Genomic DNA, 13,886 nt, shown 5'->3' on the forward strand with positions numbered 1-13,886 from the left:
ATTCCAAAACTTTTATCAGGAGATGATATATCAATACAGCTGTATTACAAACGAATCGAAAGTATTGATGTAAGTGAAGGAAGTAGAGTTTCAAGTAAAGAAACATTCAAACAAACAACAATTGATTTAAATTCTAAGAGGAGGAGAAATCAATGTAATTTTGGATGTTGATAATGCTAAAGTAAGAGCAGTTTCTGGAGGAACAATCAGAGTCTCTGGTGAAGCAAGTAATCAGGTTGCTAGTTTAGGCTCAGGAGGAATTTTAAAAGCAAAGGAATTACATACCTCACAAACAACAATAAGCGTTTCTGCGGGAGGAAATGCCGAAATCTATGCTACTACCTTAGTTGATGCAAAAGTGAATGCTGGTGGCTATATTTACATCTATGGTAAACCAAAACAAATTAATCAAAAAACTGTTTTAGGCGGTAGGATTGAAGAAAAGGAATAAAACGAAATTTTATTTTAATGATAAATGATATTATAGCAGGGATTCACATGGGGAGTATTTTTAAGCTTTATGGTAAGCCCAGTATTTTTTATCATTGCTAGAAACTGAGTATTACTAAAGGTTTTAGAGCCGCTTTAGTTTAATGGATGTGATACTAGGAGACATTTTTTTTATAGCTATCGCTTATTTAGGAAGTTATAGATTAATTAAAAGCTTACAAGATAAACCAGCCCTTTTTATCTTTGGAGGCATAATCATGTTGGCTTACGGTATTATTTCGTTTATACAATTCAAGAAGGAAGCGAAAATAAACGACGAAGAAATAGACCGTGATATTATCAAAAGGAACTATGGAAGCCTTTTTGCAAAAGGCTTTTTCCTAAATGTTATTAATATCGGAGTACTCGGTTTTTGGGTTGCAATAATTATTTCTATTGGATCAAAAATTAGAAATGCAAACGTCAAGTAGTGCATTTTTTGTAACAGTTGTATTAACTTATTTAATAATTGACTGTATAAAAATTGTTTTAGCAAAGCAATTAAAATCTAAAATGACACCGTCAAGTGTTCTTTAAAATTAAAAAAGGAATAAGTGTAGTTTTAATGATTTTTGGATTTGTTTTAATAGTTCAAGGATGGTTTCCAAAAGAAAAGAAATGGTAAAACATGCTTTTGAAAAGATAGAAAAGTAGTTGTTAATAACTGCAAAATATATTTTTAAACCTCTCATTATGAGAGGTTTTTTTATGTTTAAAACCTTTTTTTATTTTTTCTAGCACTATTGACAAAGTTTAAAACTTTGACAAAGGTAATAACACTGTTTAATAAGACTTCGACTCCGTTGATTTTGAAAATATTGAGGAAAAATTAGGCATAAAAAAAACACCAAATTTTTTTGAAGGTTTTAGATATATCGTCTGGCTTCAAACATAATCTTTATCTAATTTTTTCTAAAAATTAAGCATAAAAAAAAGAGATACATTTCTGTATCTCTTCTTGAGGCATCGTCCACGGATCAAACCGGAGTAGGAGCTTTTGCAGAGCCCAGCCTAGCCGCTCGGCCACGACGCCATTACTTGAACGGATGGCAAAAGTAACCATAATCTTTAAATTTTAAAAACTTAAAGCCAACTATTTTTTAAATTTTTTAAAAGAAATAAAATTTCATTCTAATTATTTCTTTCTAGTTTCTTTCATTCTAATTGTAACCGACTCAACATCACCACCAATAGGAGGGTTAATCTTTGAAACTTCAACAATTGTTTTTGTGATCATTGGGATCTCATCAAGAACCCTTGTAATGATTCTTTTGGCAACATGTTCCAATAATTTAGATCTAATGGCCATTTCTTCTTCAACAATTTTATTCAAATGTACATAATGAACCGTGTCTGCAAGATGATCAGACTCGGCAGATTTTCTTAAATTAGCATGAATTTCTAAATTCACTTCATAATCAGATCCAATTTTTCCTTCTTCAATTAAACATCCGTGGTAAGAAAAAGTACGGATGTTTTTTAGTTTAATAATTCCCATTTTTAATTTAATTTCTTGTTCTAAGTTTCAGATTTACTGAGAAGTTTCCAAAGAAAACTGTAAACTGTAAACCGAAAACTATAAACTTTTTTATCTTTGCTAAAATTACTATAAATAATGGCATCAGAAGAAAAATCACTCAATTTTATTGAACAAATCATCAGAAGAAGATTTAGAAATCAGGATTATCAAAAATAAGCTTTATTTTCGTTTTCCACCAGAACCAAATGGTTATTTGCATATTGGTCATGCAAGTTCTATTGCTTTAAATTTTGGATTAGGACTTGATTATCAATCACCTGTAAATTTACGTTTTGATGATACCAATCCAGAAAAGGAAGAACAAGAGTTTGTAGATGCAATTAAAAAAGACGTTGAAGGTGAGGATATACTTGGTCAGAAGAACGTTATGCATCTGATTATTTTCAGCAATTATATGATTGGGCAGTTTTATTAATTAAAAAAGATAAAGCTTATGTTGATAGTCAATCTTCAGAAGATATGGCAATTCAAAAAGGAACCCCATCAACTACTGGTACTGATAGTCCATATAGAAATCGTCGCCAGTAGAAGAAAATTTAGACTTATTTGAAAGAAGGACGGAAACGGAGAATTTGAGGCTGGAACTCATATTTTACGTGCAAAAATAGATATGAAATCTACTAATATGTTGATGCGTGATCCTATCATGTATAGAATTTTACACAAGGATCATCATAGAACGGGAGATGCCTGGAAAATTTATCCAATGTACGATTGGGCACATGGACAAAGTGATTATTTAGAGGGTATTTCACATTCATTTTGTACGCTAGAATTTTTGCCTCACCGTGAATTATACGATTGGTTTTTAGATCAAATTATAGACGAAGATAAACTACGTCCTAAGCAAAGAGAATTTGCAAGACGTAATCTTTCGCATACAGTTGTTAGTAAAAGAAAATTGCAACAACTTGTTAAAGAACATCATGTAACGGTTGGGATGACCCAAGAATGTCTACAATTTCTGGATTAAGAAGAAGAGGATATACAGCTGCTTCATTACGTAATTTTGCTAATTCAACAGGAATTGCAAAACGCGATAATTTAATAAGTGTATCAGTTTTAGAGTTTTGTATTCGTGAAGATTTGAACAAAAATTGCACCACGTGTAATGGCTGTTTTAGATCCGGTAAAATTGGTAATTACTAATTATCCAGAAGGAAAAGAAGAGTTACTTGATGCAGAAAATAATCAGGAAGATGATACAGCAGGATTTAGAAAGTGCCATTTTCAAGAGAGTTATATATTGAAAGAGAAGACTTTTTAGAGGAAGCTCCAGCTAAATTTTTCCGTTTAACTTTAGGAAAAAAGAATCGTCTTAAAAATGCTTATATCATTAAAGGAGAAAGTGTTATAAAAGATGCTGAAGGAAATATTACAGAAATTCACGTTACTTATGATACAGATTCTTTAAGTGGAAGTGGAAGTGAAGCAAGCCAACGCAAAGTATCAGGAACTTTACAGGGGTTTCGATTGCACATGCTATAGAAGCTGAATTCGTTTGTATGATACGTTTTATATTGATCAAGCTCCAGACAGTTATAAAGATAAAATTTCTTGGATTTTGTAAATCCAAATTCGTTAGAAATTGTTACTGGATTTGTAGAACCAAGTTTGGGTTACAGCTAATAATGAAGATAAATTTATCAGTTTCAACGCTTAGGTTATTTTACTGTTGATAAAGATTCAACTGCTTCAAAACTAGTGTTTAACAAAACTGTTGGATTAAAAGATGCTTGGGAAGAAAAAGGTAAAAAAGAAGAAAATAGCATTAATAATTCTTTAAAAGATATCAATAAATATTTCAAAGTTGAAACTAAACCTGAGCGTTTAGCTATAGAAAATGCAATAGGGGAGAGTATAGCTGCTATTTCAAGTTTTTCATTATTACAAAATTATTAAAGAAAATATATTAACAATAATAAAAGTTCGTTATTATTTGCTCAATTCATTCTGAAATATTCAAATTTAAAATCATCTGATTTTGAAGAAGAAGAAATTAAAAAATTATATAGCATGTCACTAAGAAGTGAATCGACTTATGTTCGTTCGAAAGCACTTTTAAATTTAAGAGATTTGGAAACAGAAAATTTTAGAAATCAGTTTGAAGATGAAATTCAAAAATTAAATTCAAATCCTCCAAAAAATGCTTCTGAATAGAGAAAAGGAAATTTTGCGAAGAAATGTTAAAAAAATAACATCAATTTTAGTTATCAAAAAGCGCTTTTATAAGCGCTTTTTTTATTATTTATAATTTCTATTTAAATTTGAAAATTGATAGTTTTATTATATTAAAATCAACCTTCATAAATTGATTTTAAGACGTTTTTAATAATCAGTTAATATAATTATCGTTTTTATAAAAATAATTAATTAGCGTTCTTTATTTTAATTTTAGACTTAATTTCAAGATGATTTTGTCGTTGTTAACATCGAAATGTTTATAAGTACAAAATCTTTACAATTCTGATGCTTTTACCAGATTTCAATTCAAATTTTTTACTTAGAGACTGTTTTACATTTTTTGATTTTAAAATCATTTTAATTCCTCAAAAAAATATTTCTAGTAAGTGAGAAAACGTTTTGTTAAAATGGTATGAAAACTAATGATCAATTTTATTTATGTAAATTATGTGTTGTTTGTGATTTTATCTATTATTAGTATTAATTATTGTTTTTTTAATTTATATAGTTTTTTTAGATTAAAAACAGCTTATATATATTGTTTTTAAGACGTTTTTATAATTATAACGACTCTATTGTTGGTTTTGAGAAAATGATTAATTAGCGTTCTTTATTTTAGTTTTAGACTTAATTTAAGCGTGATTTTGTCTTAATTGACACTGAAATATTTATAAATACAGTATTTTTCCCATTTTGATAGATTTTACTGATTCTCTATTCAATTTTTTGCTCTGTCTATATTTTCTTTTTTAGATTTTTCAGATGTAATCTCAAAATTATCTCGTTTCCTCAAATAATAGAAATTTGTCCAGTATGAAAATTTTATTGTAAAAATAGGATACAAACTAATTATCAATTTTATTTATATAAAATATAATTATTTATAGTTTTTGATATTATTTATATACGTTATGGTTTTGTGTTTTATTATAGTTTTTAGATATTAAAAACAGCTTCTATATATCGGTTTTAAGATGTTTTTTGAAATTGGATAACTCTAATATTGGTTTTATAAAAAGGATTGATTAGCGTTCTTTATTTTAATTTTTAGTCAAATTAAAGACGCTTTAACGGGTTGTTAACATGCAAATACCAATAAATATATTATTTTTATGAAAAGCTAATTAAGCAAATTTTTAAAAAATGAATTAATTCATTTTAAAATAAAAATGGAGTGGGCTATGATTATAAAATTATTTCTTAAATCTTAAAATTTGTTATTATACAAATTTTTGTTTTGAATAGTTTTAGATGGAATTATTAAAATTAATTTATCGTTTGTATTTTGTTTATGATTTAGTTTTGATAATACTTTTTTATCAAAGTGTTTTTCAATTTTATTTCATAATTACCAAAATCGCCTAAATTGATTTTTAACTATTTTCAAAATTGTTTATTTCATTTTATAATCTGCTTATCGAGGTTTAATTTGTTAGTTAAACTTAAAATCAGAAATTATGAAAATCAAATTTTTAATATTAGGATTATTATTTACGAGTTTTGCTTTTTCGCAAACTCATCAAATAATCAAACATAACGGAGAACAACTAGATGTTAATTATATAAAACAAGATAATGATCTTCTTTATTATTCATTGAATGGAAGCCAGGAACAATATACTATTAGTAAATATGCAGTTTCTTCTCTTAAAGAAAAAGCAAGTTCTAAATCAGAATCTATTTCTTCTAAAATTGTAATAGGTGACAAAAAGGATTATAGTTTGGTAAAAGTTTTAAAACCAAGTCAAACTATTGGACTCAAAGAAGTTGAAACTTTTTCAGGATTGTCAACAAAAACAAAAGGAGAATCACCTTTGGCTTTAAAAGAACATACTGAAAGACGTATCAAAACTAAGTCAGCTGATAACGGATATCCGTTTGTAGCAATAGTCGAAAAACCAGATGGTAAGTACCATGCAATTGCTTACGTATATTAAAATTATATTAAACATTATTTATCAGAATTTTATTTGTAAAAAATAGATTATCTTTAGTATTAACTTTTAAAAATTATAGTTATGTCAAACAACACAGGAAACACAATATTAGCGCTTCTTACCGGAGCAGCAATTGGAGCAGGAATTGGAATTTTGTTTGCACCAGATAAAGGTTCAAAAACAAGAGGGCGTATCAAACACGGAATAGATGATGCAAAACATAATTTGAAACACAAATTAGAAACTTCTACTGAGGAATTGCGCGATAAGTTTTTGAATGCAAAAGAAGATTTAGATGGAACTTACGAAAATCTGCTATCTAATATGAGCTACAAAACAGAAGAAGTAATTTCATTTCTAGAATCTAAATTGGCGGATTTGAAAACTCAAAACGCTAAACTTCAAAAATAAAATAGCCTATTTTTAAGGCATAGCAAAGTACACATTGGACTTTAATTGTTATTGTTTCAAAAAAATTAATTAATTTTAAGAATCACAATACATTGGTTTCATTGTGTACTTTGTGTTTTTATCAATATCAACTAAAATAGTTATTATGGCTTTTGAAGAATTAAAAGAACATACAGAAAATATTCAAGATCAAGCGAAAGCTTATGTTGATAGTCACTTGGCTTATTATAAATTATGGGGTTTCAAAGTAGCAATGAAATCGACAACAGTAATATTTAAATTTATTTTAATATTATTATGTTTCAGTATGGTTATGTTATTTGGATCTGTTGCTGCCGCTTTTGCAATTAGTGCCGCTTTAGGAAGTTATACTTTTGGTTTTCTTATAGTAGGAGGGTTGTATTTATTAGCAACAATACTTATTTTCTTTATAAAGGATAAAATGGTAGAAGGACCAATCTTAGAGAAATTTTCAGAAATCTTTTTTAACGACTAAATTATGGAAACTAAAAAATACTCATCATACGCTGAAATTGAACAAGAATTGGAAATTCTAAAATTAGAAAAACAAATTAATTATCAGAAGTTAGTTTTAAGTGTTCAAAAAACTAAGGAATCTTTAGAACCTCAAAATATAGTAAATGGGTTTTTAGGTTCGTACAAAACGATACTTTCTAATTCATATATAAAAATTATTCAAGCTGCTATCCCATATTTGTTAGCTTGGTTTATGAACAAAAAAAGAGGCCATTAGCCTCTTTTTAAATTTAATATATAAATTATTCTTCTGTTTCTGGAGCTTCAGGAGCTTCAGGAGCTTCATAATCTGGTTTTTCTTCAGTCTTTGGTTTTACTTTTTTATTTGTTTTCTTCATCATTTCACCAACTTGATTGGACGCACTAAAAGAAGCTACCATATTATTTAGCATATCGCTCCCTGCTTGTGGTGAATTAGGTAATAAAATTAAGTTAGAATTTGCATCTGCACCAATAGCTTGTAATGTATCATAATGTTGAGTAACTACAATTAAGGCTGATGCTTCTTGAGAATTAATTCCCACCTTATTTAAAACATCTACACTTTCTACAAGACCTCTGGCAATTTCTCTTCTTTTGATCTGCTATACCCTGACCTTGTAATCTCTTACTTTCAGCTTCTGCTTTTGCTTTAGCAACAATTCTAATTCTAGATGCTTCTGCTTCAAATTCTGCTACAGTTTTTTCTCTATCAGCAGCATTAATTCTATTCATTGCATTTTTAACCTGGATGTCTGGATCAATATCTGTTACTAATGTATTGATAATTGTATATCCATAAGTAGTCATTGCCTCATTTAATTCTCTTTTTACTGCAATTGCGATATCATCTTTTCTTTCAAAAACATCATCTAATTTCAATTTAGGAACTTCGGCACGAACAACATCAAATACATAAGAGGTAATTTGATCGTGTGGATATTCTAATTTATAAAATGCATCATACACAGTTTCTTTAATAACCATAAATTGAACTGAAACTTTAAGTTTTACAAAAACGTTGTCTTTAGTTTTTGTTTCAATGATTACATCTAGCTGTTGGATTTTAAGATTTACTCGTCCAGCAATTCTATCAATCATAGGTATTTTTAATTGTAAACCAGAAGTTCTTACACTAAGAAATTTCCCGAAACGTTCTATAATTACAGATGTTTGTTGCTTTACTGTAAAGAATGACGATAAGAAAATAAATAATCCGAAGATTAAAAGAATAATAATTGGAATGTTCATAACTGATAAATTTAGTTTAAATATTAACGGTCAATTTAGAAATTTCTTCCATTTTAATACGTTATGTTTTCATTAAAATAAAAAAGCGTTAAGAATACCAATAGAGGCTATTCTTAACGCTTTTATGAATTGTTGTATTTATTTGTTTATAAAGCTACTATTGCTTTTTGTATTCTTGAGATTGTTTCTTCTTTTCCTATGATTTCAACAATGTCAAATAGGTGAGGACCTTTTAAAGCTCCAACCAAACTCAAACGGAAAGGTTGATAACTTTACCCATTCCAATTTCATTTTTAGTCATCCAATCTTTTACTATAGTTTCAATATTTACAGAAGTAAAATCTTTAATATTTTCTAGAACAGATGTAAGTTCTTGCATTAATGCAGGTTCTTCCTTCCAGTTTTTACTTGCTTTTTCATCATATGATGTAGGAGCTTGAAAAAAGAAATCACTTAATTCCCAAAATTCTGAAACAAAATGAGCACGTTCTTTTATCAGAGAAACTATTTTTGTTGTCAGTTCTAGCGGAGTCGAGAACCCTTTTTCTTCAAGAATAGGAGAGAAGTCCTTAGCTAAATCTTCATTATTTTGTTTAATCAAATGTTGGTGATTAAACCATTTGTTGTTCTAGATAAATTTCGCTCCTGATTTGTGTACTCTGTTCAGATCAAATGCTTCTACTAATTCATTTAATGAAAAGATTTCTTTGTCAGTTCCATCGTTCCAACCTAATAAAGCTAGGAAGTTAATAACAGCTTCTGGGAAAAATCCTTTCTCTATATCCAGATGAAACACCTTCTTCCGTTTTCCATTCTAATGGAAATACTGGGAAACCTAGTTTATCACCATCTCTTTTAGATAATTTTCCGTTACCAATTGGTTTTAGAATTAATGGCAAGTGCGCAAATTCTGGTGCATCCCAACCAAAAGCTCTGTATAGTAAAACATGTAAAGGCATAAATGGTAACCACTCTTCACCACGAATTACATGCGATGTTTCCATCAAATGATCATCTACAATATTTGCTAAATGGTTTCATCAGGCATTCCGTCACTTTTAAATAAAACTTTATCATCTAAAAGATTAGTTTCAAACTTAACTTCGCCACGAATAATATCTTGTAAATGCAATGTTTCGTTAACCGGAGTTTTAAAACGGATTACATAATGTTCACCATTAGTAATTCTCTTAGCGAGTTTCATCAGAAGAAATTACTAGAGAAGTATCCAGCTTTTCACGGTTATGATGATTGTATATAAAAGTTTTTCCTTCTGCTTCGTGTTGTTTTCTTAGAGCATCTAATGATTCTGGAGTATCAAATGCATAATACGCCCAACCTGAATTGATCAATTGATCAGCATATTGTTGGTATAAATGTTTACGATCACTTTGTCTGTATGGACCAAATTTTTCATTTTTTCCAACAGTTTCATCTGGAGCTATTCCTAACCATTCTAAAGCTTCCATAATATAAGCTTCGGCTCCAGGAACAAAACGGGTTTGATCTGTATCTTCAATTCTAAGATAAAAAACACCGTTATGTTTTTTTGCAAATAAATAATTAAATAGGGCAGTACGAACACCACCAATATGTAATGGTCCAGTTGGACTTGGTGCAAAACGCACACGAACTTGCTTTGACATTTGTTTAAATTTTATACCAAGATACGATTCTAATTAGAGAATTTGAATATGAGTTTTAATGTGATAATGTGTTGTTTTTGCAGTTCAATTGACTAAATATCTAATAGATCATTATCTAATTAAAATTATTACTTTTATAGGTTATAAGCAAAACAGAATACTATTTTGAAAACAGTTCCATTTATATATCAAAAGCTTGAAGATTTTATAAAGAAATATTACACCAATGAGTTGATTAGAGGTTTACTTCTTTTTACTGGATTTGGTTTATTATATTTTTTATTTACCATTTTAATTGAATATTTTCTTGGTTAAAGCCATTAGGAAGAACTCTTTTTGTTTTGTGCTTTTGTATGTGTAGAAGTGTTTCTGTTGTTTCGTTTTATCATGTTTCCACTTTTTAAATTATTTAAGATTCAAAAAGGGATAGATTATAAGGAAGCTTCAAGAATCATTGGAAATCATTTCACAGAAGTAAATGATAAATTAACTAATTTTTTACAACTATCATCTACTACTAATGAGATTGAAAAATCAGAATTAATGTTGGCTTCTATTGAACAAAAAGCAAATTCATTACAATTGATTCCGTTTACAATGCAATTAATTTTAGTGCTAACAAGAAATATTTACCCTTAGCTTTAATACCAATTTTATTCTTTTTAGTTTTTTATATTTCTGGAAATAGTGGTATCCTTTCTCAAAGTTTAAATCGGGTAGTGCACTTTAATGCTGCTTTTTTACCACCTGCTCCTTTGAAATTTGTAGTTCTAATTCAAATTTACAAACTGAACGGAATAAAGATTTATCCTTCAAGTACAATCTGAAGGGAATGTTATCCTGGAATGTTATGATTCATATTGAAAACGAAAGTTATTTTATGGAATCAACTAAACCTGGAGTATTTGAATTTAAAATCGAAAAGCCGAATAGTAACGTTGAGTTTTATGTAGAGGCTAATCAGGTAACTTCTCCATCTTATGAACTGAAAGTTATTACAGTTCCTTCTATTGCAAACTTCGAAATGCAATTAAATTATCCATCTTATTTAAATAAAAAAAGTGAAACTATAAGTGGCACTGGTAATGCGATTTTACCTGAAGGAACTCGTGTAACTTGGAAAATTAATACCAAATCTACTCAAAATGTGGATTGGAAAGAAGGGAGCACATTAATTCCCTTTGTAAAAGCAGATAATAGCTTTATTTTATCTAAAAATATTGCTCAAAATACAGAATATCAAATCCTTACATCTAATAATAAGATTAAAAACTACGAAAAACTCAATTATCAGCTCTCAGTAATCAAAGATCAGTATCCTACTATCAATGTAAGCGTTGCTCCTGATAGTTTAAAGCTAGGAAAGGATTATATGTTAGGGCAATTATCAGATGATTATGGTTTGTCAAAATTGCAAATAGTGTATTACGAGCGCAACAAACCTAACACTGCCAAACGTGGAACAATTACTGTTAAGAACAATGTCTTTGATCAATTTGTTTTTTCATTTCCTAGTAATCTTCCTGTTGAGCAAGGTGTATCTTATGAATATTATTTTGAAGTTTTTGATAACGATGCTCCACATAATTTCAAGAGTGCAAAGTCTTCCGTTTTCTCAGACCGTGTGGCTACTAATGATGAATTGCATGAACAAGATTTAGAACAGCAAAACAGTAATATTAATGCGCTTTCTAAATCTCTAAAAAGTCAAGACAAGCAACTTTCAGAATTAGAAAAACTTCAAAAAGTAGGCAAGGAAAAGAATAGTTTAGAATTCAAAGACAACAAAAAGTAAATGATTTTATCAAGCGTCAGAAACAACAAGACCAAATGATGAAAGAATTTGCTGAAGAAGATGAATCAGAATCTAGATAAATTCAAGACAGAAAAGAAAGATCAAACTATTGAAGATTTACAAAAACGTTTAGATAATGCTGATAAGGATTTAGAGAAAAATCAAAAATTGTTAGATGAACTTAAAGACCTAAATGATAAAATCAAGAGTGATGAATTGTTTGATAAGATAGATAAATTTAAACAAATTTCTAAAAACCAATCTAAGAATTTAGAGCAATTAGTTGAGCTTACAAAGAGATATTATGTAACTAAAAAAGCTGAACAGCTAAAAGATAAACTGGATAAGTTAGCAGATAAACAAGAGCAACTTTCTAATAAAGAAAAAGAAAACACTTCAGAGAAGCAAGACGAAATTAATAAAGCATTTGATAAACTTCAGGAAGATTTAAAAGATTTAAAGGAGGAGAATAAGTCTTTAAAAGCTCCAATAGAAATACCAGCTGATGCTAATAAAGAAAAAGATATTGATAATGATTTGAAGAAAGCTTCAGAAGAGTTAAAGAAAAGCAACAGTGCAGGAGCTAAGCCTAAACAGAAAAATGCTGCAAAGAAAATGAAAGAGATGGCTCAGAAAATGAAGGAAGGAAATACAGTCTTCTGAGCAAGAACAATTGGAAGAAGATGTAAAAATGTTGCGTCAGATTTTAGATAATCTTTTAGCTTTTTCATTAGCAGAAGAAGCGGTTATGTTGCAATTTAAATCTATTAAAACAGGATCATCTGTATTTAATAAAAACATCAAGATTCAGCAAAATTTAAAATTGCAATTTAAACATATCGATGATAGCTTGTTTGCATTGTCATTACGTAACCCTAAAATAGCCGAAGATGTTACTAAAGAAATTGGAAACGTTCAGTATAATATGGACAAAGCGCTTGAAACTTTAACGGATGTTCAGATCCGTAAAGGTGTTTCTCACCAACAATATGCTGTTTCCTCTGCAAACAAATTGGCAGATTTTTTAAGTGATTTATTGAGTAATATGCAAATGTCTATGGCTAGTCCTAGTTCAGGGCAACCTAAACCTGGTCAAGGTGAGGGTATGCAATTACCAGACATCATGAAAAAACAAGAGGGTTTAGGAAAGAAAATGAAAGATGGAATGGAGAAAGGGCAAGAGCCTGGTCACGGTAAAAGTGGTAAAGATGGAAAAGATTCTAAGTCTGGTGACAAAGGAACTTCAGGTGAAAACGGCGATGATGGAGAAGGAAACGCTCAAGAAATAATGGAGATTTATAAAGAGCAGGTTCGTCTTAGAGAAGCTTTACAAAAGGAATTAGAAAAACAAGGGCTTGGTCCAAATGGACAAAAGGCATTAGAACAAATGAAACAATTGGAAAAACAACTTTTGAATAAAGGTTTTAAGAATGAAAACTTGCAACGTATATTGAATATTCAGCAAGAATTATTAAAGTTAGATACAGCTGTTCAAGAACAAGGTCAAGAGAACAAGCGACAATCAGAAACAAATAGGAAAGAATTTAATAATCAATCTAATGCGTTGCCAGCGTCATTATCAGATTATTTAAATAGCATAGAGATTTTAAATAGACAATCATTACCTTTGCGCTCGAATTTTAATCAAAAGGTTCAAGAATATTTTAATACAAAATGATCAATTTTAATTACGAAACAGACTTCGTTTTAGAGAATGAAGAAGCGTTTGAAGAATGGCTATCGGCTGTGATTCTTTCTGAGAATAAAAAAGAAGGGGAGATAAGTTATATATTTTGTGATGATGAATACCTTCATAAGATAAACGTTGAGTATCTTAATCACGATACACTTACGGATATTATAAGTTTTGATTATACTGTTGGCAACGAAATAAACGGAGATATATTCGTATCTGTGGAAAGAGTTCGTGACAATGCTATCGATTTCAATGTTTCTTTTGAGAATGAATTGAAGCGAGTATTAGCTCATGGTATATTACATTACTGTGGTTATAAGGATAAGTCCGAAAGCGAAGCGACTTTAATGCGCTCTAAAGAAGAGGAGAAAATAGCAATGTTCCACGTGGAACGATAATTAAATTACTTTCATTAATTCAT

Annotated in this window: 13 protein-coding genes and 3 pseudogenes; 13 read left to right on the forward strand and 3 right to left on the reverse strand. The window is 29.3% G+C overall.

The genetic code is table 11. The features are described from left to right. Positions 1-160: 160 nt before the first annotated feature. The gene (locus AC1RYN_RS06560) at positions 161-451 is read left to right on the forward strand and encodes a GIN domain-containing protein (RefSeq protein WP_481806318.1); all 291 of its coding nucleotides are present in this window, start codon (positions 161-163) and stop codon (positions 449-451) included. A gap of 142 nt (positions 452-593) precedes the next feature. After that, positions 594-920 carry a LysE family transporter gene (locus AC1RYN_RS06565; RefSeq protein WP_481806319.1) on the forward strand — a complete coding sequence of 109 codons (327 nt, stop codon included), beginning with the start codon at positions 594-596 and terminating at the stop codon, positions 918-920. A 704-nt stretch (positions 921-1,624) separates the two neighbouring features. Here AC1RYN_RS06565 and folB read toward each other — a convergent pair. Beyond that, complete coding sequence (gene folB / locus AC1RYN_RS06570) at positions 1,625-1,987, reverse strand: dihydroneopterin aldolase (RefSeq protein WP_481806320.1); 363 nt, start codon at positions 1,985-1,987, stop codon at positions 1,625-1,627. A gap of 117 nt (positions 1,988-2,104) precedes the next feature. Here folB and AC1RYN_RS06575 point away from each other — a divergent pair. From AC1RYN_RS06575 to AC1RYN_RS06600, 6 genes and pseudogenes are all read left to right on the forward strand, one after another. Continuing rightward, a pseudogene (locus tag AC1RYN_RS06575) lies at positions 2,105-3,787 on the forward strand (glutamine--tRNA ligase/YqeY domain fusion protein); the annotation flags it as partial. A gap of 258 nt (positions 3,788-4,045) precedes the next feature. Beyond that, entirely contained in the window at positions 4,046-4,189 is a 144-nt protein-coding gene (locus tag AC1RYN_RS06580) for a hypothetical protein (protein ID WP_481806321.1), read from the forward strand. Between the two features lie 1,481 nt (positions 4,190-5,670). Continuing rightward, positions 5,671-6,150 carry a hypothetical protein gene (locus AC1RYN_RS06585; RefSeq protein ID WP_481806322.1) on the forward strand — a complete coding sequence of 160 codons (480 nt, stop codon included), beginning with the start codon at positions 5,671-5,673 and terminating at the stop codon, positions 6,148-6,150. A gap of 81 nt (positions 6,151-6,231) precedes the next feature. Beyond that, a complete protein-coding gene (locus AC1RYN_RS06590) occupies positions 6,232-6,561 on the forward strand; it encodes a YtxH domain-containing protein (protein WP_039118044.1) in 330 nt (109 codons plus the stop codon). Between the two features lie 145 nt (positions 6,562-6,706). Continuing rightward, positions 6,707-7,057 carry a hypothetical protein gene (locus AC1RYN_RS06595; RefSeq protein WP_039118043.1) on the forward strand — a complete coding sequence of 117 codons (351 nt, stop codon included), beginning with the start codon at positions 6,707-6,709 and terminating at the stop codon, positions 7,055-7,057. A 3-nt stretch (positions 7,058-7,060) separates the two neighbouring features. Further along, positions 7,061-7,315 (forward strand): DUF6327 family protein, encoded by a 255-nt coding sequence (locus AC1RYN_RS06600; protein WP_481806323.1) that lies wholly within the window; start codon positions 7,061-7,063, stop codon positions 7,313-7,315. A gap of 25 nt (positions 7,316-7,340) precedes the next feature. Here the strand turns inward: AC1RYN_RS06600 and AC1RYN_RS06605 are convergent. Both AC1RYN_RS06605 and gltX read right to left on the reverse strand, forming a co-directional pair. Beyond that, a pseudogene (locus AC1RYN_RS06605) lies at positions 7,341-8,328 on the reverse strand (SPFH domain-containing protein). A gap of 146 nt (positions 8,329-8,474) precedes the next feature. Further along, a pseudogene (gene gltX, locus AC1RYN_RS06610) lies at positions 8,475-9,974 on the reverse strand (glutamate--tRNA ligase). Between the two features lie 363 nt (positions 9,975-10,337). On the opposite strand from gltX, the gene AC1RYN_RS06615 reads away from it, so the two are divergent. The 5 genes from AC1RYN_RS06615 to ybeY all read left to right on the forward strand — a co-directional run bounded on the left by AC1RYN_RS06615 (position 10,338) and on the right by ybeY (position 13,863). Next, positions 10,338-10,613, forward strand: coding sequence for a hypothetical protein (locus tag AC1RYN_RS06615; protein ID WP_481806324.1), 276 nt, complete (start codon positions 10,338-10,340; stop codon positions 10,611-10,613). 193 nt (positions 10,614-10,806) lie between these two features. Continuing rightward, positions 10,807-11,769, forward strand: coding sequence for a hypothetical protein (locus AC1RYN_RS06620; RefSeq protein ID WP_481806325.1), 963 nt, complete (start codon positions 10,807-10,809; stop codon positions 11,767-11,769). Between the two features lie 60 nt (positions 11,770-11,829). Beyond that, positions 11,830-12,432 carry a coiled-coil domain-containing protein gene (locus AC1RYN_RS06625; RefSeq protein ID WP_481806326.1) on the forward strand — a complete coding sequence of 201 codons (603 nt, stop codon included), beginning with the start codon at positions 11,830-11,832 and terminating at the stop codon, positions 12,430-12,432. Between the two features lie 10 nt (positions 12,433-12,442). Next, a complete protein-coding gene (locus tag AC1RYN_RS06630; protein ID WP_481806327.1) occupies positions 12,443-13,447 on the forward strand; it encodes a hypothetical protein in 1,005 nt (334 codons plus the stop codon). Then, positions 13,444-13,863 (forward strand): rRNA maturation RNase YbeY, encoded by a 420-nt coding sequence (gene ybeY, locus AC1RYN_RS06635; protein WP_481806328.1) that lies wholly within the window; start codon positions 13,444-13,446, stop codon positions 13,861-13,863. Before AC1RYN_RS06630 ends, ybeY begins: the two co-directional genes overlap by 4 nt. Positions 13,864-13,886 lie beyond the last annotated feature (23 nt).

It is taken from the genome of Flavobacterium sp. TC780 (genome assembly GCF_056783245.1).